This is a genomic window from Aquimarina macrocephali (assembly GCF_051627225.1).
Lineage (GTDB): Bacteria > Bacteroidota > Bacteroidia > Flavobacteriales > Flavobacteriaceae > Aquimarina > Aquimarina macrocephali.
Map to the genome: position 1 here is coordinate 2,103,439 of NZ_CP151795.1, position 19,735 is coordinate 2,123,173.

At 33.0% G+C, this 19,735-nt stretch carries 23 protein-coding genes; 15 read left to right on the forward strand and 8 right to left on the reverse strand.

Annotated features, from left to right (window positions below; genetic code table 11):
- Complete coding sequence (locus AAFU52_RS09400) at nucleotides 1-327, reverse strand: helix-turn-helix domain-containing protein (RefSeq protein WP_438426243.1); 327 nt, start codon at nucleotides 325-327, stop codon at nucleotides 1-3.
- Between the two features lie 162 nt (nucleotides 328-489).
- On the opposite strand from AAFU52_RS09400, the gene AAFU52_RS09405 reads away from it, so the two are divergent.
- The 10 genes from AAFU52_RS09405 to AAFU52_RS09450 all read left to right on the forward strand — a co-directional run bounded on the left by AAFU52_RS09405 (nucleotide 490) and on the right by AAFU52_RS09450 (nucleotide 7,690).
- The gene (locus AAFU52_RS09405) at nucleotides 490-2,058 is read left to right on the forward strand and encodes a hypothetical protein (RefSeq protein WP_438426244.1); all 1,569 of its coding nucleotides are present in this window, start codon (nucleotides 490-492) and stop codon (nucleotides 2,056-2,058) included.
- Between the two features lie 40 nt (nucleotides 2,059-2,098).
- A complete protein-coding gene (locus tag AAFU52_RS09410; RefSeq protein ID WP_438426245.1) occupies nucleotides 2,099-3,028 on the forward strand; it encodes a tyrosine-type recombinase/integrase in 930 nt (309 codons plus the stop codon).
- A complete protein-coding gene (locus AAFU52_RS09415) occupies nucleotides 3,021-3,902 on the forward strand; it encodes a tyrosine-type recombinase/integrase (protein ID WP_438426246.1) in 882 nt (293 codons plus the stop codon). The genes AAFU52_RS09410 and AAFU52_RS09415 overlap by 8 nt, the downstream gene beginning before the upstream one ends.
- Before the next feature lie 10 nt (nucleotides 3,903-3,912).
- Nucleotides 3,913-4,215: a hypothetical protein gene (locus AAFU52_RS09420; RefSeq protein WP_438426247.1), complete on the forward strand. Its 303-nt coding sequence runs from the start codon at nucleotides 3,913-3,915 to the stop codon at nucleotides 4,213-4,215.
- A gap of 119 nt (nucleotides 4,216-4,334) precedes the next feature.
- The gene (locus tag AAFU52_RS09425; RefSeq protein WP_438426248.1) at nucleotides 4,335-4,586 is read left to right on the forward strand and encodes an addiction module protein; all 252 of its coding nucleotides are present in this window, start codon (nucleotides 4,335-4,337) and stop codon (nucleotides 4,584-4,586) included.
- On the forward strand, nucleotides 4,583-4,870 hold the full coding sequence (locus AAFU52_RS09430; protein ID WP_438426249.1) for a type II toxin-antitoxin system RelE/ParE family toxin: 288 nt from the start codon (nucleotides 4,583-4,585) through the stop codon (nucleotides 4,868-4,870). Before AAFU52_RS09425 ends, AAFU52_RS09430 begins: the two co-directional genes overlap by 4 nt.
- A 496-nt stretch (nucleotides 4,871-5,366) precedes the next feature.
- Nucleotides 5,367-5,588, forward strand: a complete 222-nt coding sequence (locus AAFU52_RS09435) for a hypothetical protein (protein ID WP_438426250.1) — start codon at nucleotides 5,367-5,369, stop codon at nucleotides 5,586-5,588.
- Nucleotides 5,589-5,916: 328 nt separating this feature from the next.
- Nucleotides 5,917-6,855 (forward strand): RHS repeat-associated core domain-containing protein, encoded by a 939-nt coding sequence (locus AAFU52_RS09440; protein WP_438426627.1) that lies wholly within the window; start codon nucleotides 5,917-5,919, stop codon nucleotides 6,853-6,855.
- 33 nt (nucleotides 6,856-6,888) lie between these two features.
- Nucleotides 6,889-7,308, forward strand: coding sequence for an RDD family protein (locus tag AAFU52_RS09445; protein WP_438426251.1), 420 nt, complete (start codon nucleotides 6,889-6,891; stop codon nucleotides 7,306-7,308).
- A complete protein-coding gene (locus tag AAFU52_RS09450; RefSeq protein ID WP_438426252.1) occupies nucleotides 7,301-7,690 on the forward strand; it encodes a DUF3592 domain-containing protein in 390 nt (129 codons plus the stop codon). The genes AAFU52_RS09445 and AAFU52_RS09450 overlap by 8 nt, the downstream gene beginning before the upstream one ends.
- 183 nt (nucleotides 7,691-7,873) lie before the next feature.
- On the opposite strand, the gene AAFU52_RS09455 is transcribed toward AAFU52_RS09450, so the two are convergent.
- Nucleotides 7,874-8,347 carry a helix-turn-helix domain-containing protein gene (locus tag AAFU52_RS09455; RefSeq protein WP_438426253.1) on the reverse strand — a complete coding sequence of 158 codons (474 nt, stop codon included), beginning with the start codon at nucleotides 8,345-8,347 and terminating at the stop codon, nucleotides 7,874-7,876.
- On the opposite strand from AAFU52_RS09455, the gene AAFU52_RS09460 reads away from it, so the two are divergent.
- From AAFU52_RS09460 to AAFU52_RS09470, 3 genes are all read left to right on the forward strand, one after another.
- The gene (locus AAFU52_RS09460; protein WP_438426254.1) at nucleotides 8,230-10,686 is read left to right on the forward strand and encodes a CHC2 zinc finger domain-containing protein; all 2,457 of its coding nucleotides are present in this window, start codon (nucleotides 8,230-8,232) and stop codon (nucleotides 10,684-10,686) included. The two genes, AAFU52_RS09455 and AAFU52_RS09460, sit on opposite strands and share 118 nt — an antisense overlap.
- Nucleotides 10,687-10,914: 228 nt before the next feature.
- Entirely contained in the window at nucleotides 10,915-11,460 is a 546-nt protein-coding gene (locus AAFU52_RS09465; protein ID WP_438426255.1) for a hypothetical protein, read from the forward strand.
- Complete coding sequence (locus AAFU52_RS09470) at nucleotides 11,457-11,630, forward strand: hypothetical protein (protein ID WP_438426256.1); 174 nt, start codon at nucleotides 11,457-11,459, stop codon at nucleotides 11,628-11,630. Before AAFU52_RS09465 ends, AAFU52_RS09470 begins: the two co-directional genes overlap by 4 nt.
- Before the next feature lie 99 nt (nucleotides 11,631-11,729).
- Here AAFU52_RS09470 and AAFU52_RS09475 read toward each other — a convergent pair whose 3' ends face one another.
- A complete protein-coding gene (locus AAFU52_RS09475) occupies nucleotides 11,730-11,945 on the reverse strand; it encodes a hypothetical protein (protein ID WP_438426257.1) in 216 nt (71 codons plus the stop codon).
- A 343-nt stretch (nucleotides 11,946-12,288) separates the two neighbouring features.
- Here AAFU52_RS09475 and AAFU52_RS09480 point away from each other — a divergent pair, with 343 nt between their 5' ends.
- Together AAFU52_RS09480 and AAFU52_RS09485 are read left to right on the forward strand one after the other, a co-directional pair.
- Nucleotides 12,289-13,164: an RHS repeat-associated core domain-containing protein gene (locus tag AAFU52_RS09480; protein ID WP_438426628.1), complete on the forward strand. Its 876-nt coding sequence runs from the start codon at nucleotides 12,289-12,291 to the stop codon at nucleotides 13,162-13,164.
- A 1,050-nt stretch (nucleotides 13,165-14,214) separates the two neighbouring features.
- Nucleotides 14,215-14,577 (forward strand): hypothetical protein, encoded by a 363-nt coding sequence (locus AAFU52_RS09485; protein WP_438426258.1) that lies wholly within the window; start codon nucleotides 14,215-14,217, stop codon nucleotides 14,575-14,577.
- 603 nt (nucleotides 14,578-15,180) lie between these two features.
- On the opposite strand, the gene AAFU52_RS09490 is transcribed toward AAFU52_RS09485, so the two are convergent.
- The 5 genes from AAFU52_RS09490 to AAFU52_RS09510 form a co-directional block, all read right to left on the reverse strand.
- Nucleotides 15,181-16,485 (reverse strand): hypothetical protein, encoded by a 1,305-nt coding sequence (locus AAFU52_RS09490; RefSeq protein WP_438426259.1) that lies wholly within the window; start codon nucleotides 16,483-16,485, stop codon nucleotides 15,181-15,183.
- A gap of 846 nt (nucleotides 16,486-17,331) precedes the next feature.
- Complete coding sequence (locus AAFU52_RS09495; protein WP_438426260.1) at nucleotides 17,332-17,856, reverse strand: nuclear transport factor 2 family protein; 525 nt, start codon at nucleotides 17,854-17,856, stop codon at nucleotides 17,332-17,334.
- A gap of 54 nt (nucleotides 17,857-17,910) precedes the next feature.
- A complete protein-coding gene (locus tag AAFU52_RS09500) occupies nucleotides 17,911-18,441 on the reverse strand; it encodes a hypothetical protein (RefSeq protein WP_438426261.1) in 531 nt (176 codons plus the stop codon).
- A gap of 28 nt (nucleotides 18,442-18,469) precedes the next feature.
- The gene (locus AAFU52_RS09505) at nucleotides 18,470-19,201 is read right to left on the reverse strand and encodes a YqjF family protein (protein WP_438426262.1); all 732 of its coding nucleotides are present in this window, start codon (nucleotides 19,199-19,201) and stop codon (nucleotides 18,470-18,472) included.
- 51 nt (nucleotides 19,202-19,252) lie between these two features.
- Nucleotides 19,253-19,645, reverse strand: coding sequence for a DoxX family membrane protein (locus AAFU52_RS09510; protein WP_024769752.1), 393 nt, complete (start codon nucleotides 19,643-19,645; stop codon nucleotides 19,253-19,255).
- Nucleotides 19,646-19,735: the final 90 nt, after the last annotated feature.

The window sequence follows — 19,735 nt, forward strand, 5'->3', positions numbered from 1 at the left end:
TTATAAAATAGATTGAATCTTTCTTTTAGCAATAAAAGCATCAATAACAGAAAATATATGTTCTTTATCTTCTTCTTCAAATTTAGACACTTCTAAAATGCGGTTACGTGTATGTTTATCCATCTGTACATCAGCTTTACCAGTTAGGTAATCAAGGCTTACGTCAAGTATATCGGCTATTTTACGAGCAATCTCAATAGAGGGTAATACTTCATTACGTTCATATCTACCTAATACATTTTTATGAATACCAAGTTTAGTAGCCAAGTCTGTTTGTGATATACTTTGTTCTTTTCTAAGTTCTACTACAATACTTCCAAAATTCATAAAAAGAAACTCTATAAGGGTTTTAAACCTTGATTATTACTAATAAGCAAATATATAGAAACTAAATCAGTTCTTCAAAAACTAAAAAGTTTGCACAATAAAACTAAAATGGTATCTTAGCACCTAATTAGTTGTCAAATATATTTTCAAACTTTTTTAGCGATGTTAAATACTACTAACCCGAATAATTACGAATACACAACAAAGCATTTAGAAATATCCATCTTGGGCGGTATCAAACTCAACCATTTAGAAGCGTTACGGGTTACTTTAGGGATCAAAAAGCCAGAACAACACAATGTGTTGCGACACAATGTAGATTTGTATAATGATAATCAAGTAGAGAAATTAGTTAGAAAAGTAGCCGAACGTATAGAAATCGGTACAAGTGTAGTGCGTAGAACATTACAGGAATTAACCAATGAACTAGAGCAGTACCGATTAAGTCAACTTGATAATGATGAGCAGGAAACCACAATTAAAGAACTTACAGGAGCAGAACTACGAGCCGCAGAGGCATTTTTAAAAAAGAAAGATTTATTACAACGCACTAATAGACTTATCGAACAAAGCGGCGTTATCGGCGAAGAAACCAACCGATTATTAATGTACCTAATCTTTACCAGTCGTAAAAGCTACAATCCATTGCATTGTATAAGTTTAGGAACTTCTGGATCAGGAAAAACACATTTACAATCTAAAGTAGCAGAACTCATACCAGATCACGAAAAAGTAGAAATTACCGTATTATCAGAAAATGCATTTTACTACTTCAATAGAACAGAACTACGAAACAAACTCATCTTGATAGAAGACTTAGACGGAGCAGAAAGTGTACTCTATCCATTACGAGAATTACAATCCAAACGAAGAATAACAAAAACCGTAGTTCATAAAGACAGAAAAGGAAATACCAAAACAATACACCTAACCGTAGAAGGCCCTGTAAGTGTTGCAGGCTGTACTACCCAAGAAAGTATTTACGAAGATAATAGCAATCGTAGCTTTTTATTATACATCGATGAATCTAGCGAACAGGATCAAAAGATAATGTACTATCAACGATTAATAAGCGCAGGCAAAGTAAATGTAGAGAAAGAATACCAAGCGAGGCAATGCCTCCAGAACGTACAAATGGTATTACAATCTGTGAAAGTAATCAATCCTTATGCAGAGTTTTTAGAATTGCCTCAATCTGTATTTAAACCGAGAAGAACTAACACTCACTATTTACAATTTATTGAAGCCATTACCTTCTATAAGCAGTACCAACGTGAAAAACAATATGATCAAAATACAGGTGAAGAATATATAGAAACTACTACTCAAGATATACAAGAAGCCAACGAGATTATTAAAGAAGTTCTATTACATAAAAGTGATACCATTACAGGAGCTTGCAGAAATCATTTAGAACGCTTAAAATCTTACCTAAAAGAAAATACCCAAACTACATTTACCAATGCAGAAATACGCAGAAACTTACGGGTAAAAGAAACCACATTGCGCAGATATAACAAACAGTTATTGGAAGAAGGTTATATCAAACGTATCAAAAATGCTAAAACCAAAAGTTATTGCTTCGAGATTGTAGATTTACAGGAATATGATGAGTTAAAAGATCAGATTGATAAAGCATTACAAAACTGTATTACACAAATAGAACTCGCCAGTTCGCCACCAAGTCGCCATACCTCAAATAACGAAACTAAAAGCAAGAAAGCTAGTTAGTTACAGCAACTCGCCATAGCAATCTAAAAAAGACATACCGATGAAAAAATTAAGACTACAAAATGATAGTTACAAGATACTTATATCCAATTTTAAAGAATGGTTAGATGTTTTAGGGTATGCAGAGACTACCGTTTATAACTTACCAAACCATTTACAAGAGTTCTTTTATTGGCTCGAATGCCACGGGCATACCGATATAAATACCATTACCGCAAAAGATATCAAAGAGTATTACGAAGAACTGAAACAACGTAGTAATGAAAGAAGATATGGAGCATTAAGTAAATCCTATCTCAACAAACACCAACAAGCACTCAAAAAGTTCAAGGAATACCTACAAAATCATAATCATAAAGGGATCAGTATACACTTAAAATCTGAAAGTTATCCCACAGAAGAAAGAATCAATATTTTAACCCAAAAAGAAGTAAAACAACTTTTTAGAGCTACAAATCATAGTCATTACAAAAAGCAGTATCGACAACGAGATAAAGCGATACTAGTATTACTCTACAGTTGCGGACTTAGAAGAAATGAAGCCGTACATTTAGATACTAGTGATATCCTTTTTGATAAAGAGAGAATCTATGTACGAAAAGGAAAGAACTACAAAGAACGATTTGTACCGATCAATAGGTATAATCTTGAAATCCTAGAAGATTATCTCTACGATGCACGATTAGAATTTAATATTAAACACGATACAGAAGCATTACTACTCAATCATCACGGTACACGATTACAAGGAATGACCTTTGCCTATCGACTGCAAGCTATTGTAAAAGCTACAGAAAATAAGGCTATAGAAGAAAAGAAAATCACATTACACACCTTACGTCATTCTATCGCTACCCATTTATTACAAAAAGAAGTACCACTCGAAAGTATCAAACACTTTTTAGGGCATAGTAGCCTAGAATCTACACAAATCTATACTCATATCGTAAAAACTCTAGAAAATGAATGATTATACTACATATCTAAAGAAAGAAGGATATACAATAAAGACTATAAAATCTAAAGAACTAGCACTACAGTACTTTACAAAATGGTGCAAACGACAATCCACTTGCGCCATCGAAATAGATTACAAAACTTGCTTAAAATACATCAAACACTTAACCAGAAAAGGTAATAGTAAAAAGACTATCAATCATAAATTAAGCAACATAAAAACATACTTCAATTACCTGATAAGTGAATCATACAGAACTGATAATCCAATCGAAAACACCAATGTACGAGGAACACAAAGAAGTATAAATTATAATCTACTCGAACCAGAAGAACTAGAAGACTTATACTATAGTTATGAAACTGATACCTATCAAGAAGAATACCACAAGTACACCTCAAAACGTAATAAAATCATTGTTGGATTACTGGTCTACCAAGGATTAGATACACAAGATTTAAAAAACCTAAAACTAGAACACTTACAACTTAACAAAGGTAAAATCTATGTGCCGAGCAGAAAACGAAGTAATGCCAGAGAATTAGAACTAAAACCGTGGCAGATGATGGAATTTATGGAATACATTAATGAAGTTAGAAAATACCTATTACAGCGATTAAATATAGATACCGATCAACTCTTCCCTTCTGGAGATCGATTTATAATTACCAATACGATCATTAAAAAACTTAAAAAGTACAACAGGAAAATAGAAAGTAATAAACAGATCAGAGCATCCGTAATTACTAATTGGTTAAGTCAGTACAATCTTAGAAAAACGCAGGTACTAGCAGGGCATCGTTACATAAGTTCTACAGAACGATACTTGCAAGATGATCTTGAAAACCTACACGAAATCGTAAATAATTATCATCCAATACAATAAACTATACATTATGAACAATCAAGAATTTACACCAGAATACCCAAGTAGCGTACACACCGACCCAGTAACACAGCAGAAATATATTAGAATCCCAATTACAGAACCTGGGGAGTTACAATTTATGCAATACGTCTTATCAGAAAACTTACAATTACTTAGTCATTTAGAAGACGATTATAAGTTTAATGGAATCTTTAAAGACTGTGTGTACTGGGTATCTAAAATACTACTGGCAAGTTACCCTTTTGAAGATCATAAAGTGATAAGACAAAAAATAATAGAAGCTTTAAAATTAGACTCAGAAGAATTATAAGCTTTTAAAAAACTTAAAATAGCTTCTAATGGCTTTAAAATAATGATGCTCAATTACTAAAAATATGGGGTGTTAGAAATCAAAAACTAAAATTATTAGTATATTAAACTATCTTTGTTATGAATGTAAAAATGAGAATTATGGGAGCATTAGAGTTAAGGAATCTTATATCCGAGTATGTAAATACAGCAGATGAGCGCCTATTAAAAATAGTGAAAGCTGTTATGGAAAGTTATCGTGAAGATGAATTTACCTTAACAGAGGAGCAATATAAAATACTAGATGAACGTAGAGAACGTCACTTAAAAGGAGAAAGTAAATCTTTTACTTGGGAAGAAGTAAAGCAAAATGCTAGACGTGCTGCTCAATGAAATATGAATTAGAGATTAAGGAGGAAGCAAATCTTGAAATGATCAAAGCTTACCTTTATTACGAAAAACAGCAAATAGGTTTAGGAGAACAATTTTTAACACATTTAGATATTTATATTGATAGGATACAAACGAATCCTGAACATTACCCTGCTAAACGACCACCATATCGAGAAGCTTGGATTAAGAAGTATCCATACTTAGTTGTTTATGAAATTATCGAAAATAAAGTGATTATTTACTCTATATTTAATACTTGGCAGAATCCTAAAAAGAAACCTTAAAAAGCTTCACTGCTTCCTACGGTCGCAGCTCGCTAAACATACAATCCTAGATCGAAAGGTCTGGGATTTTTTAGTTAAAAGTCATTTATGAATCGAAAGTTACGGGCTGATCAAAGGTGTTCCTTCGTCACTCGTTCCCTGCTTCGCCAGTTGCTATCGCACCATAATTACTTCCTCACCTTTGGTCGTCAGCAATTATTACTGGTCTTCGCGGGACTCCTTCCTCTATCACCCGCAGCTCTCTTTTTGTATGATTAAGGAACGCTAACGCTATGAGTTTATATATACAAAACCGCTGCTTCATGGGCTACGCCGCTTAGTCGCAACCTAGCCGATTATTTATGTGGAAGTTAATATCTGATAAATAAGAATACATAAAAATCGTCTGGCACACAAAACCACTACGTTCCTTTTTGTGTGTCGGTTACTCCACTACGCTTCGGCTACGCCTTTGTTCTGCGTTCGCCACGCAGGCATCTTCAATCGCCAGATGACTATGATAATTATTGAAGCTGAAGCACAACAACTACAGCCGTTGCCCTCTTCAGCTTCAATAATCATCGTTCTTACTGTTGCGGAAAACTATTTTAATAAAAAGTGGAATGCGGTGGCTGATGTAGTAGGTCTTCCGCTTTTTATTAAAATACTAGCCTTAATGGCGACTGAATGCCTTCAAACCCTTCCAAATCATGTCTACGACACGATTATATGTGTGTAATACTATAATATCTTCCGTAAAAATAGCTTGTTAGAAGTCAGAATCTTCAAGTGTAGCAGTTGGTGTGCGGCTATTTTATATAAACCCTGTTATAGACCCTGACTATAGGGAAGTGCGGGTATAATAAGGATTATGTAAAGATAGCTTTGATCATGCGGCTGGCTTTAGAAGTTAGATTGCACAAATACAGAATACTGTAATACAAGTAAAGCGTAAATCCTTATTTTAGCTATGTAGAATGATGATAGATCAGGACGTTCTTTTAAAAAAATGTAAGTTGTTCTTGGAGTAGAACCGTGGGAAAGTGTGCCAATGTTAAAAAAATCGCATAAACGTCTATCCATTTGGACTACAACATAAAGGGTACAATTTTGCCGTGAATGGTCGAAAACATAACTATGGATACAACGGTAAAGAAGAAAATGAAGAACTAGATTTTAATACACTTGATTATGGTGCAAGGTTTTATGACCCTGCTGTAGGTCGATGGTTTACTCCTGATGCTATGGCAGAGAAATATCTTTCTACGTCACCATATACTTACGCACTAAATAATCCAATTATCTATATTGATCCTGATGGTAACGAGGTTGAACTTTGTTGCAATTGGAAGAAAATAATAGATGCAATTAATATATCTATTGGAGGATCAGCAGGTGTTGGGCTAAAAGCTAAAGTAACTAAGCATTTTTCAGTTGGCTTAGGAGCTACAATTGTTGATGGAGAATATAGAATTACAGATGACAGACTAAAATTAAAGGCATTAGGTTTAAATGGTAATTTAACAATAGGGAAATATTTAAATACAAAAGGTAGTGTCTTTGTTTCTACATTGGAGATAAATAACTTCAAAAACATGCTAGATGGTAGATTCCCCAATTTTAAAAGTTTTTCTTTTTTAGGAGCAGAAGGAAAGGCAAAAATATATAAAGTAGTAGATGCTAAAGGGAAAGCGTGGATTTTGAAAAGAGAAGCGAATGGGAAATGGGATGTTCTTGGTGCAGATGGAAAAATAACTGCTGATGGTGTTTTTGAAAAATCTGATTTAGCAGCTGAATTTAAGCTTGGGCTAAAATTGAAAATAGGTGTTGATTTAGGTAAATTACTTGATGGGATATTAGATGATGGCAATGAAACCAATGAGGACACAAGTTCAGATGAAAACAATGAAGATAAAGGCACTAAACTAAATAGCCTGTTAAATAACTTAGATTCGACACAAGAAGGAACATATACTTGGAATGGAACAGAATGGGTTCGTAAATAAATTGAGTAATTTTAAAAAGCATATTAAATAATTATGGAGATAAAGTATATGTATTATGTAAAAAGGTTTTTAGCAGCTTTAATAGATGTTGTTATTATAGCATTTATAATGTTGATATATATTAAAGTTCGTAATGGATCTTATAATTTGAATGATGAAAATGTCTCGTCAGCAATATTTATTCCGTTCTTTTATCTTTATTTTATACTACAAGAATTTATTTTTAAAACAACAGTAGGGAAAAGGATTTTTTCTTTAAGTATAAAGTGTAATAAAAATCATAACTTAATTAGAATAGTATTACGAAATCTATTTAATTTTATAGAAATAATACTACCTTTTATATATGTTCTAGTAGTTCTAATTACAGGACTTACTGGTAAAAAGAACCCTAGAAAACTTGGAGACATATTAAGTGGATGCTATGTTTCATTAAAAAAAGAGAATGTATAAAATTGTTTTTCTTTTAGCTTCTATAGCTGTATTATTATTGAGTACATACCTTTACTTAAAATACAAAAGGTTTAAAAAAAATGCTATTCAAGCTAAAGGAGAAGTAACAGGTTTTACAGAAAAAATTATTGATTCCTTTGGAGAGAAAACATTGTATTACTTTCCTATTATTAGGTTTGTTGATATTAAAGGAAATAAGCATGAAGTAGAATCAGATGTAGGAGAAGGAAGTTTAAAAAAAATAATTATTGGTAATACTATAAGAATTGTATACAATCGAAATAATCCAAATGAAATTATAACCAAAGAAAACCATAATTTAATACTTCCAATAGCATTATTCATATTGTTTGTAATATTTTTAGCTATTGCTGTATTATAAATTAATAAAGTAAAGAAACCTTGCTAGTGCAAGCATCTCGACCAGACCCCTGCTGTCGCTAGAGTGATCGCTACCGCAAGTTTGCAACTTGTGGCGGTAAAGATTGACAGGTAAGAGTAAATAATAAAGATTAAGAAACAGTTACAGGCTTAGGCTTGTAGCTGTTTTTTTTATGCAATCAATCTAAGAATAGGCTTGTCTTGTTTTGTAATCTTTAATAGATATATCAATGAAATAGTATACTTTTTCTTTTATATCTTCAGGTAATCGTTGTACTTCTAAAATACGTTTTAAGGTATTATCATCAAGTTCTTGATCAGAATTACCAACAAGATAATCTAATGATATTCCTAGTATTTTAGCAAGCTTTCCTGCAACTTCAATAGTTGGTTTAGCAACTCCTCTCTCATACCTTCCAATAGCCGGACCTTTAGTGCCTAGCAAATCAGCTAGTTCTTCTTGAGAAAAACCACGTTTTTTTCTAGTCTCCATCAACCTTTTTCCAAAACTTGTTTGTTCTATTAAACAATTTATCAACAATGACCCTGACCCAGTTAAAAAACAGCGTAGATATCGTGCATATCGCTCAAGAATTAGGCTTACAACCCGACAAGAACGGTAAATGTCTCTGCCCTTTTCATAAGGACAAGAAACCAAGTTTACAGTTTAGTCAAAAGAAACAGATCGCAACTTGTTTTAGCGGGAACTGTAAAGCAGGCACAATGGATGTCATCGAACTGGTCAAAAAGTTCTACAGTTGGGAGCTTCCAGAAGCCGTAAAATGGCTAACACCAAAGGCAAACGGTTACAGTATTACTGATATTACAAAACCAATAGTAGAAGATTATGAAATCATTTATAAAAAACTAGCTGCAGGCTTTAATACAGGCAAAGAATATGACAAATTAAAATACTGTATCGTCTTTCCTTTGAGAAGTGAAAAAGGACACATTGTGTCTTTATATGGCAGAAGTATTTATGACAATGCCAAATGCAAACATTACTACACCACAAACCGAAAAGGATTATATCCAAACTATCCTAATCCAGAAACCAAACAATTAATCATTACCGAAAGTATCATTGATGCAGCAACATTAAAACAATATTTTAATCTTTCATCAGAAACCACAATACTAACAGCATACGGAACTAATGGTCTAACTCCTGAACACTTCAAAGCTATTTTATACTTGCAGCAACTCGAAGAAATCACACTCTGGTTCGATGGTGATAAAGCTGGTAACAGTGCTACAGCTAAGTACGCCAAAGAACTAAAAGAGTTAGTTCCTAACATAAGGATCAGTAAAGTAGAAATGATAGAAAACGAGGATATCAATAGTCTGTTAGATAGTCATGAAACAGAAATCCTGCAACATCTTTTTGAAAAAAGAAGAATCATACATCAAACTACTGCAGAAAAGGAAATTTCCAAAACTCCGATACAACCTAAGAAAACAGCAAAACAATCTTACACCCTAAATATCCAACCCAATCACACCATCTACAAAGACGAGTCTTTAAAAATCGATGTGTTTGGTAAGTTAGATTTAAAAGACCTGAGCAGACTAAAAATGACATTGGTAGTCTATAAAGCAGCAAATTTAACACAAACCCCAAGCAGAAATACCATTGATCTTTATCACGATGATGCCGTAGAAAAATTGGTTCGTAAGATTGCCGAAAAGCTACAAATCGGTACATCTGTAGTTAGAAATGTATTAGATAAAATTACCCGAGGATTAGAAACTCATCGATTAGAGAAACAAAACGAGTTACCACAACAAAAACTACGATACAAACTAAGAGACATCAATGATGCTGATAAAAATAAAACAGTAGCATTATTACAGTCTAAAAGTCTCATAGAGACACTAACCAAACAATTACAAGCTACTGGTATCATTGGAGAAGAAAAAAACGCATTGTTCCTTTTTACCATCTTACTCAGTCATAAAATGAATAGAACATTACACGCAGTCGTACAAGGAACAAGCGGAAGTGGAAAAAGTCATTTGATCGGTAAAATAGCTGACTCTATGTATGACCAGAATAAAATCAAACGCTTTACCAGGGTAACTGATAAGAGTTTTTACAATTACGGGGAACAGGATTTATGCAACTGTGGTATTATCTTAGAAGATTATGACGGGCTTACTGAAGAAGCAGAACTGGCATGGAGGGAATTACAAAGCAACGGTAAACTCTCCAGTAGTGTAAGTCAGAAAAACGAGCAGACTGGAGAAATCACCACCGGAGAGAAATATGTTTTTGGACCGATAGCAAGTTTAGTAGCCACTACACATTTTAGGATTTATGAAGATAACGAAAGTCGTGTTTTTGTAATTGCCATTGATGAAAGTGAAGCACAGACAGAGAAAGTGCTCGAATACATGGCCAACAAAGCAGCTAAAATGGTCACCGACGATCAGGAACTCGCAGCACGAAAGGCAATACAAGATATTGTGTATATGCTAAAACCTTATAAAGTCAAAAATCCATATCGGTTACAACTCCCCAAAACCACCAAACAACGAAGACGGTTAACACAGATGTTACATGATTACATTGAGCAGATTACTTTATTACATCAATACCAACGACAAAAAGTTGATGATACGATGTTGGTTACAGAACTAAAAGATATAGAAATTGCTATTGATTTAATGTTCAATAGTATTATTCTTAAAACCGATGAACTCGATGGAATATTAAGACAGTTCTACGAAAACCTAAAAAAGTATGTAGAATCCAAAGGCAAAGACTATCAATTTACCCGTCGAGAAATCCGTCAAAAGTTCAGGATCAGTAAAACACAAATGCAACGCTACATCACAGAATTAGAAGAACTGGAATATATACACAAAAGCAGTTCAGGATTACGAAATAGTTACAATTACAAGATCAGTTATTGGGATAATATTGAAAAGTTTAGAACAGCAATAAGAAAACATCTATACGATCAAATAGAAGACTACAAGAAGAAAAGTAACTAAATACTAAAAGACACCATGTGTCTGGATCGCTTTGGATCAGTTATGGATCGGTTACGGATCGCTTTTGGATCAGTCAAATAACAACGGGTCAGTTATTTAACTACAAAAGCGGTCTAGCGATCCAAGACAAGTATAATTAGGGATAAAAATCACTACCCACCCATCTTACTAAATACAATATCCTTGTTTAAGGACTATAAATGAATACTAATCAAATCCATATACAAAATGAAGCAAGAACGCAAAAAGCGATCTATAAGACGCTATACGAAGATTGACAAACTAAAAGGACGTAGATACCATGTCCATGACCTGAGTACCATTATCAAAGTCCTTTATCCTTACAGAACCACGATTAACAAATACAAAATACTTTTAGAAAAAACACACTTTACTACCTCTCAGAAAGAACTTATTTTAAACACTGCCCATAGTCTTACTATTGTCAACGAAATGTATCGTGATCAAGATATTTTAGGTAGATTTTATGTCTGTAGAGAAGATATGCTCAATGCCATTTATATGTTACAGAATGAGCTTCATTTACCAAAACATGAATACTTATTGTCTGCTGATCTAAGATGGTTTTATAAAGAATTACAACTGTATTTTGATGGCAAGGAATTTACTAACAAAGATATACGTTGTAGGCTGGGCAGAAGTCGAAATACAATCTATCACAAGCTTACCGAACTGGTAGACCGACAATTTATAGAAATCATTGATCGTAAGCAATCAGGGTTTATGTATCGAATCAAATCCAGATCATTATGAAGACAAGAGTATTGATCCCAATTAGAAACCAACAAGAACTCGAAGAACTACAATACGTACTTGCAGAAATGATTTATACGTTAAGCCAACCTGAGCAATCAGAACAACAAGAAAGCATTTACTGGTTATCCAAAATATTGATGTTTACATTTACATTTGAAGATAAATAATAAGGTGACTCCTTATAGTCGATATACTATTATGGGCGCAGCAAGAAAAATGCTTTGCCCATAAGTACTGTCAAAGGAGTTCCTTCGTCACGCCGCAAGCTATTTTTTGTTATTCCACAAGTGTAGAAAAAACACTTGTTCCATACCGTTACAACTTCCTCGCCTTCGGTCGTCAGTATCCACTACAAACAAATAGCCTTGCTCTGTTCCTCTATCACCCGTAGCTACTCTTTTGCTTAAAAACAATAAAGGTACGCTATCGCTGAATAGTTCATTAAGCAAAACCGCTACTACATGGGCTACGCCGCTAGTCACTGCCTACAGGATTTTTAATATTGAAGTTTATATTTTTCAAATGAAATATTAAAAATCCTGTGGCGCATCCCACCACTACGTTCCTTGGTCTGCGTCGGCTGCTCCCTTCGCTTCGGCTACGCCTTTGTTCTGCACGCATGCAGCTTATCTTCAATCGCCAGATGGCTATGATTAATCTTGAAGCTGAAGGTCAACCGCAACAGCAGTTGCGCTGTTCAGCTTCAAGATTAATCGCTTACTCGGATGGGTAACACTACGGAAATTACTATTTTAGCATCATTGATGGATAGATGACGGGAGGACGTTCTTAAAAAAATAAGGTTGCTGTAGGTATAGGTCAAAAATAAGGGATACCGTTAAAAAAAAACGCGTAAACTACTATCCCTTTGGACTGCAACACAAAGGGTACAATTTTACTACAAATGGTAGAGTGCATCCTTATGGATATGCTGATAAGGAATTAGAGAAAGATTTAGGATTAAACACTATTGCATATGGGCAAAGAGATTACGATCCTGCAATTGCTAGATTTACTAAGATTGATCGCTTTACTGAGAAGTATCGTAACGAAACACCATATCATTTTACTAAAAATAATCCAATTCTTTATCGAGAAATACAGGGAGACTCTGTTTGGGTATTTACTGAAAGAACCGCTGGAGTAGGAAGGCATGCATTTTTGAGAGTAAAAACTGATAATGTTGACAAAATTGTGGAACTATGGGGTCCTGCGGAAGGAAGTAGAACAGGTAGGCCAAGAGTTGATGATTTTGATCAAAATGGATATACAAATGGTAGAAGTGGTGTAAGTGATCCTTTTCTCATAGAACCTAGTTCGTCTAATGAGAATAATGAATTTGAGAATAGTATATTGGAGTTTGCAGCATTCTTTCAAGAACAGACTACAGATGAAAATGGAAATCAAGATTTTGGAAACTTACCAAATTATGATTTTACAGGACCAAATTCAAATGGTTTTGTAGTCTCCTTAGTTGCTAATGCAGATGGAGGAGTTAAATTACGACTTCCTTTTAATGCGATTGGTCAGAAAGAAACAAAAGCTTATGATTTAGCTATTACAGGATATGCACTAACACAAATAAGGGATCAACTCTGTACTAGTGGTACTTGTAATGAAGAAACTTTAAGTAATTTAGATGCTTTAATACAAAGAAATCAAGAACAACAAGAACAGAATAGAGATGATCAACAAGAATAGTATTTTAATAATTGGATTTGTAATAGTTAATATTATATCCTACCTAATAAGTGATAGTATTGCACATAGATATATTAGTGTTAATAACTATGCATCTATTTTGGGGGGAGAAATCTTTAATATAAAAAGTACTTTATATGAGATGATATTTATATTATTAATGACTTTAGTATTTTATTTAATACTCAAAATTATAAAGAAAAAAGTATTTAGGGTGATACTGTTATTATTTGCAATTGTAATATCTATACCAATAGTTAGTTTGTATGGATTGTAAAATAAAAGAAAACCAATAGCGTAGATTTACAACCCGATGGCGCGGATTTGTAATCCGTGAAACAACATAACGAAATATGAAAACAGTCCTCCTCCTGCCACCGCTAGAGTGATCGGTAAGAGTAATAAATAAACGATAAGAACCAGTTACAGGGATGTAGCTGGTTTTTTTATTGTAAATTATTAATAAGTTAGTTGTAGATAAGATTGTTTTAAATTCAGAGAATTATATTTTTAGTTCTGCAAGAACTCATGCAGATTTAGATCATGAATTAGAAATTGTTGTTTTAAATTTATTTTAAAGTTTTATAGGCACGGATTACAAATCCGCGCCATCGGGATAATTATGAAAGTGCGTTAACGAAAGGTTTAATTGAAACGATTAGTGCGGGACTCGGGGAAGTTGTTAAAGGGAGTGTCCATATTGAAGAGGCAAATAAAACTTTTCTTGAATCACATATTACTCTTTATGAAAACGGTGTCGAATCGAAGGTTGCAAAAGAACAAGAATAAATTTAATTAATCATTAAACTATGGATTTTATTAATATCATAATAGGCTTATTATTAATAGTGTTTGGTGTTCTTCTTTTAATTTATTATCGAGATCATGTAAAAAGAAAAGAGGGTCTTGTTATAAAGCTTATGTTTGCCGGAATAAGTTTTGTTTTAATAGGGATTGCATTTATAATAAGAGAATTTTTAAATATTTAAAATAAAGTATATATTATTTATTTCTTGTTGGTCAATTAAAGCCCAAAACTGTAAAGGGCTTATGCAAGGTACTTTTGAAATGAAATATCAATATGGTGAAGTTATGATTGAAAGATTTGGCAATTGGCAATTAGAAAAAATTGAAGAGTATGGTGTCATTAGTCTTAATAAAATAGAAAAGATAAATGATTGTAAATATCTCTTAAGTTTTTATAAATCTTTAAAAAGAGAGAAACTTCCTGAGCCTGATAAAAAAACGAAAAGTCTTACACAGATAACCTATATTGAGGGAAATAAATATTATTATGAATCATCAATGGTAGGGACTGATATGATTTTGAAAGGTGTTTTTATAAAAAAATCTAATGAAATTAGTGATGAATTTAAAAAGCTAATTGCAGAGGAGGAAAAATCTTTAGATTAATTTAACAGTCAACCTTAATTATAATAAAAACAGTTACAGCAATGTAGCTGTTTTTTTATGCAATAGATTTAAGTTTTACTGATTTAATAAGGGCATCAACAGTATATAGAATATACTTTTTATCTTCTTCGCTAAACTCTGAAATATCTTGAAATCTCCTGCTACCGCTAGAGTGATCGGTAAGAGTAATAAATAAACGATAAGAACCAGTTACAGGGATGTAGCTGGTTTTTTTATTGTAAATTATTAATAAGTTAGTTGTAGATAAGATTGTTTTAAATCCAGAGGATTATATTTTTAGTTCTGCAAGAACTCAATTTAGAAAGCTATACAATTGAGGAAAACAATCTGGTTTAATGCTACTATTTATACTGTCGAGAATCTTTCTGTAAAACAACAACAGTTGATTAAATTAATCCCCTGGAAGCAATGTTATACCTCCAGGGAATTTTTATTTAAAAAAGCTATTCTCGATACAATTTTTCTTCGTTTCACTATGAAAAATTACTCGAATTGACGCTTTTTTATATTATTAGTTTTAAAATGCACAACGAGTTTTACAATAGTTATGATTTCTATAAATGAGTTAGGCGTATTGAGAAATTAAAATTCCTCACCGCCACCGCCGCCATTTGAGCAATCTACAAACTCGACTTCGGTGCCAAACCATTCTGCAATACCACAAGAGTTCGTTCTTTTTACCTCAAAAAGATACCAGCCAGGAGTTGGAGTATAATTTAATGTTCCAGAATCTCCTGAGTAATTAGTTGATGGGCTGTATACAATAGATAGATTAGGATATCTACGCAGTCTTATTTGATGTGTTGTGCCTGATAGTCTTGGGAATATGCTGTAGGTATTACCAGTGTGACTAGAACAAAAATAACCGATCTCACCTATACCATTTTCGAATTCGATCATATCTACGACAGCTTCTCCTACCCAAATATTTCTACGTACCGTATGTGATGGTAAAGCGGCTTGAATAAATCCTGCCCCATTAAACGAGCTATTTACAGGCCTTACCGTAATACTGCTATTTGATGAGGATAAGATTTGAAGATTTGATGAGGTTGTCCAGTTTATAGGAATAGTCGAACTACCCACATTATAAGTCACTGTAGAAGTGTTACATATTAGCGATGATCCGGCTAAAGTGAGAGGAGGGAATAAGTATTTTATTGCTAAAAAATCTCCAGCACTAAAGTTGTTAATTGAGCATGCTTTACCGCCGTTCATTACAGATTGAGCATCTGAACTTGGTGTGCCTGGGATCAGGCTCGCAGAAGATTGATTGGTATGCATAATACCTAAATTATGACCTAGTTCATGTTGTACATTAGAAATTCTCATATTCTGTGTGATAGCCCCACTACACGCATTAAAATCTGGATTCACCCAGATTCTTACTCCAGGCAAACCGTTGGTTGTTGGAAATGTTCCTCTTCCAAAAACATTAGAAGCTAAATTTACACTCGGATCTTGTGAGTCATACATGATCTGGATATGAGCATTGGCAGTTGTTGTAGTTATATTGAGGAATAAACCTGAACTAACAGCATTCCACCGGCCAATTGCACTTATAGAAGCATTTCTCCAATTTAAGTTCATATTGGGATTTATAAACACATTGATATTGTTAATCGTCACAGAATTGGGATGTTCTCTTTGTTTGGCGGTGGATTTTTTAGGAGCATGGTATTTTTTATTTTTATAAAAGACCATATCTTCATCTACCAAATAATATGTTCCTTTATCTTCGATTTGATCATCTGAAAACCCCCAGTTCTTCAAGGTTTTGAGCACAGAATCATTTTGTGATAAACTTTCGTTTTCTACCAGATAGTCCTCTTCAGAACATCCGACGAGGATAGTGAACAACAGACTTAAAATAAATAGTTTTTTCATTTTGTGTGAGTTTTAGTTTTTGCCTTACTTTGTTATGGAGTGTTCGGGTCAAATTTTTCTCCTTGTGATTAATAGCTCTAGGGGTAGTGAAGTGTTTTTTGTTATTGCGAAGCCTATTTTGTTCTTTAAATTTGGTTAAAGAAATTCAAGTTCTCTTTAGTAATATATGTTGTGTACCACCACTTGTAATAGCATCAATATATTTCCTCTTGTTTAATAGGGTATTTGAGCTTTTGGAGTACATAGCTAATGAGACTTAAGAGTCGTAAAATAGCTTGGATACCGACTAGAATTTGTTATCGCGAAATTGAGAATTGTATACTTACGGTCTGAGTAACAATAAGGTTCTTTGTGTGAGTGTTTTCATAATTTTCTGTTGGTTAATATTGATAATTGTTAAGTTTCACAAGGTTGTTACTTTTTACCTTGCTTACTTTGATACCTTAAATTTAGGGTTTTTTGTGTAAACCCTTCTGGTTTTACCTTAAAAATAGTTGGATCTAATGTGTTCTATTTTGCAACTCAATAGTGCGGATTTGTAATCGGTGAAACATACCAAAATATCAAAACAGTCACTTATAATGTGACTGTTTTTACTATTGTAAATTATTAATAACCAGTTGTAGATAAGATTGTCTTAAATCCAGAGGTTTATATTTTTGGTTCTGCTAGAAATTATGAAGATTTAGATCATGAATTAGAACTTGTTGCTTTAAATTTATTCTGAAGTTTTAAAAGCACGAATTGCAAATCCGCGCCACTAAGTAATGCGTCACAAAAACTTGTTTAAACTCAATTTAGAAAACTATATAATTGAGGAAAACAATCTACTTTTTATAATACTGTTTATTCTGTTGTAGTAATCTTTGGTTTAGTCTTTTCTATTGAAGAAGCGTGATCTTTGATCACATACCATTTGTTATTTATTTTTTCTAAATCATAACTAACCATCATATGATTAAAATAAGGACTACCATTTCTATTGGGTTCTCTATACATAGCCTCGGTAACGGCCATCCCGATTTTATCTCCCACTTTTACATTTACTATTTTTGTCTCTATAGTCCAGGTAGTATCTTTAAACCATTCCTGGTGTAAAGCGATAAACTCATCTGCTGTGTTTTTAATTTTTAAACCGGGTAAAATAAGTTGCATTTCTCCTGTTGGAGATAGTGTTGATTTTAAAGAGTCGAGATTTCTGTGTTCTATAGCTGTAAGGTGTGTTTGCAATGTTTTTGTAAAAAGTAATTCGTTTTGTTCTTGGGCAGCTTTATGATCAATGGGTTTTTTGGTGGTACTAGTACATGAGCTTAAAAATATTGCTAAAAACACAAAGACGGCAACGAATTGAATTGTACGACTATTTTTCATAAGTTCTGTTTTTAAAAAGATGACTTGTTTTTGTTGTGATAGGATACTATGTTTTTATCTGTTTTTGCTTAATACATTACTCAATACATGTGCATGTTCTAAAATTTTTGATGGTTCAAAAACGCTATTAAACATACGCTCTCCCTTTTTAAGTTCTTTTATGAGTTTTGAGGTATTAAAATAGTAACGACCTTCGAATATGGTTTCTGGCTGCAAAGAGGTATCAAAAGACATCCATTCACCAGATGGATCGTAAAGGCTTTTAAACTTGTTTTCTTGTTCATAGGCAAAAAACAGTTTACCTTCTTTTAGGTAATATTCTATTACAACAGACCCATAAGAAACTCCAATCCATTCTACATATTTTACCAGTTGATCATTCTCAAAATACCCGGTAAGTTGGCCACCACCATCTGTTGTATGCTCCATGAACTCCTCATTGTATAGGTCAATCTTTTCAAGTTGATGATTTGAATTAATACGTTGAAACTCTTCTCGAATTTTTAGAATTTGCTCATCGATATTCTGTGAAACTCCTATAAAAGAAATGGTAAATATTCCTATAAACAGTAAAATGGTTCTCATAGTAATAATGTATAAAAATCAGTATTTATTATAGTACGATTCTTTCTTTTTTGTTCTTCCCCCAGGCGATTACTTTTACTCCTTTTGAATATTGAATTTTGTCGGGCTTACTCTTGATGAGTTTATCAAACCTCGAGTAGTTTACCTTTAGGTTAGTAACCTCAATTTTTCGTATTGGCCACTCCAGGTGATGAATCTCAAATTCATTAATTGACTTTTTTGTATCTTGAAACAAAGCATACCTTTCTGTAAGCCATGTATCGAGAGCGCTTTTATCTGTAATTTCTTCTCCAATAGAAAATAGGATGTCTAGTTCATCTTTAAACTCTGGATTTATGGATAAATATTGATTTTTGCTTCGTTTTATTTTTGAATACCGATATGGCAATTCAGAAATTTTCTTCGCTATTTTACAGGATAAATTTGTTCCTCCTTCTATACTTAGAAAATAAACTCCCGTTTTTGTATTAGACTTGACATATGTTCTGATGTTAATTTCATCAAAATTAGAGATTGGAGGAAATGCCGGCAGGTTTTTAGGTCTAATTTTTTCCATGGTAAAAGCTACCAAAGAAATCCAGGGTTTTCCTTCAAAAAGATCGATTTCAAGCTCTTTTGGAACAAATTTTTGTAATTCTGATAATTCGACCTGCCAATGAATAAATATTGTATTGTTCCATTCCTGGTAGAATTTCCAATCTTTATTTGGGATTTTCCAGGGTCGATGCTCGGTCGTATTTAGTAGTTCTTTGATTGACACAATTAATAAAATGATATGTTTATTTCTATAATTTGGTTACTACAATTTCAATTATAGTTGAGAATTTTTTCTTTTCCAGATCCCATTAGGATACATGATGGTTACTAGTACACAAATTAGTAAAAAATTATATTCTATTCCATTTCTTCCATCTCCTACCACATACCAGCCTTCTTGGAGATGAACTAAAAAAATACCGGCAATGAGTATTAAAATAGTTATTAATGAAGACCATTTCAGATATTTATTCAATATAAAAAGGACAGCACATACAACATGTGATAATTTGATAGTCCAGGCTATGTATACTCCAAAAGGAGAAAACCCAATCTCATTTAAAAACAAATTACCAAAGTTATTAATACCATTGTCGAACATGCCTGGTATACTATGTGTTAAAAGAATAATTGCTACTGCTAAACGAAGAATAAATGTGGGATTCATTGTTTTTGTTTAATATTCACTAATAAATAGTCCAAAGTAATATATGGTTTGCTAATCAATAATGATCGGCGTATACTTTCTATTAACAAT

Excerpts from the sequence above, each read along its gene's own strand:
- AAFU52_RS09400 (WP_438426243.1), bottom strand. The coding sequence starts at position 327 with ATGAATTTTGGAAGTATTGTAGTAGAACTTAGAAAAGAACAAAGTATA.
- AAFU52_RS09405 (WP_438426244.1), top strand. The coding sequence starts at position 490 with ATGTTAAATACTACTAACCCGAATAATTACGAATACACAACAAAGCAT.
- AAFU52_RS09410 (WP_438426245.1), top strand. The coding sequence starts at position 2,099 with ATGAAAAAATTAAGACTACAAAATGATAGTTACAAGATACTTATATCC.
- AAFU52_RS09415 (WP_438426246.1), top strand. The coding sequence starts at position 3,021 with ATGAATGATTATACTACATATCTAAAGAAAGAAGGATATACAATAAAG.
- AAFU52_RS09420 (WP_438426247.1), top strand. The coding sequence starts at position 3,913 with ATGAACAATCAAGAATTTACACCAGAATACCCAAGTAGCGTACACACC.
- AAFU52_RS09425 (WP_438426248.1), top strand. The coding sequence starts at position 4,335 with ATGAATGTAAAAATGAGAATTATGGGAGCATTAGAGTTAAGGAATCTT.
- AAFU52_RS09430 (WP_438426249.1), top strand. The coding sequence starts at position 4,583 with ATGAAATATGAATTAGAGATTAAGGAGGAAGCAAATCTTGAAATGATC.
- AAFU52_RS09435 (WP_438426250.1), top strand. The coding sequence starts at position 5,367 with ATGATAATTATTGAAGCTGAAGCACAACAACTACAGCCGTTGCCCTCT.
- AAFU52_RS09445 (WP_438426251.1), top strand. The coding sequence starts at position 6,889 with ATGGAGATAAAGTATATGTATTATGTAAAAAGGTTTTTAGCAGCTTTA.
- AAFU52_RS09450 (WP_438426252.1), top strand. The coding sequence starts at position 7,301 with ATGTATAAAATTGTTTTTCTTTTAGCTTCTATAGCTGTATTATTATTG.
- AAFU52_RS09460 (WP_438426254.1), top strand. The coding sequence starts at position 8,230 with ATGACCCTGACCCAGTTAAAAAACAGCGTAGATATCGTGCATATCGCT.
- AAFU52_RS09465 (WP_438426255.1), top strand. The coding sequence starts at position 10,915 with ATGAAGCAAGAACGCAAAAAGCGATCTATAAGACGCTATACGAAGATT.
- AAFU52_RS09470 (WP_438426256.1), top strand. The coding sequence starts at position 11,457 with ATGAAGACAAGAGTATTGATCCCAATTAGAAACCAACAAGAACTCGAA.
- AAFU52_RS09485 (WP_438426258.1), top strand. The coding sequence starts at position 14,215 with ATGCAAGGTACTTTTGAAATGAAATATCAATATGGTGAAGTTATGATT.
- AAFU52_RS09490 (WP_438426259.1), bottom strand. The coding sequence starts at position 16,485 with ATGAAAAAACTATTTATTTTAAGTCTGTTGTTCACTATCCTCGTCGGA.
- AAFU52_RS09495 (WP_438426260.1), bottom strand. The coding sequence starts at position 17,856 with ATGAAAAATAGTCGTACAATTCAATTCGTTGCCGTCTTTGTGTTTTTA.
- AAFU52_RS09500 (WP_438426261.1), bottom strand. The coding sequence starts at position 18,441 with ATGAGAACCATTTTACTGTTTATAGGAATATTTACCATTTCTTTTATA.
- AAFU52_RS09510 (WP_024769752.1), bottom strand. The coding sequence starts at position 19,645 with ATGAATCCCACATTTATTCTTCGTTTAGCAGTAGCAATTATTCTTTTA.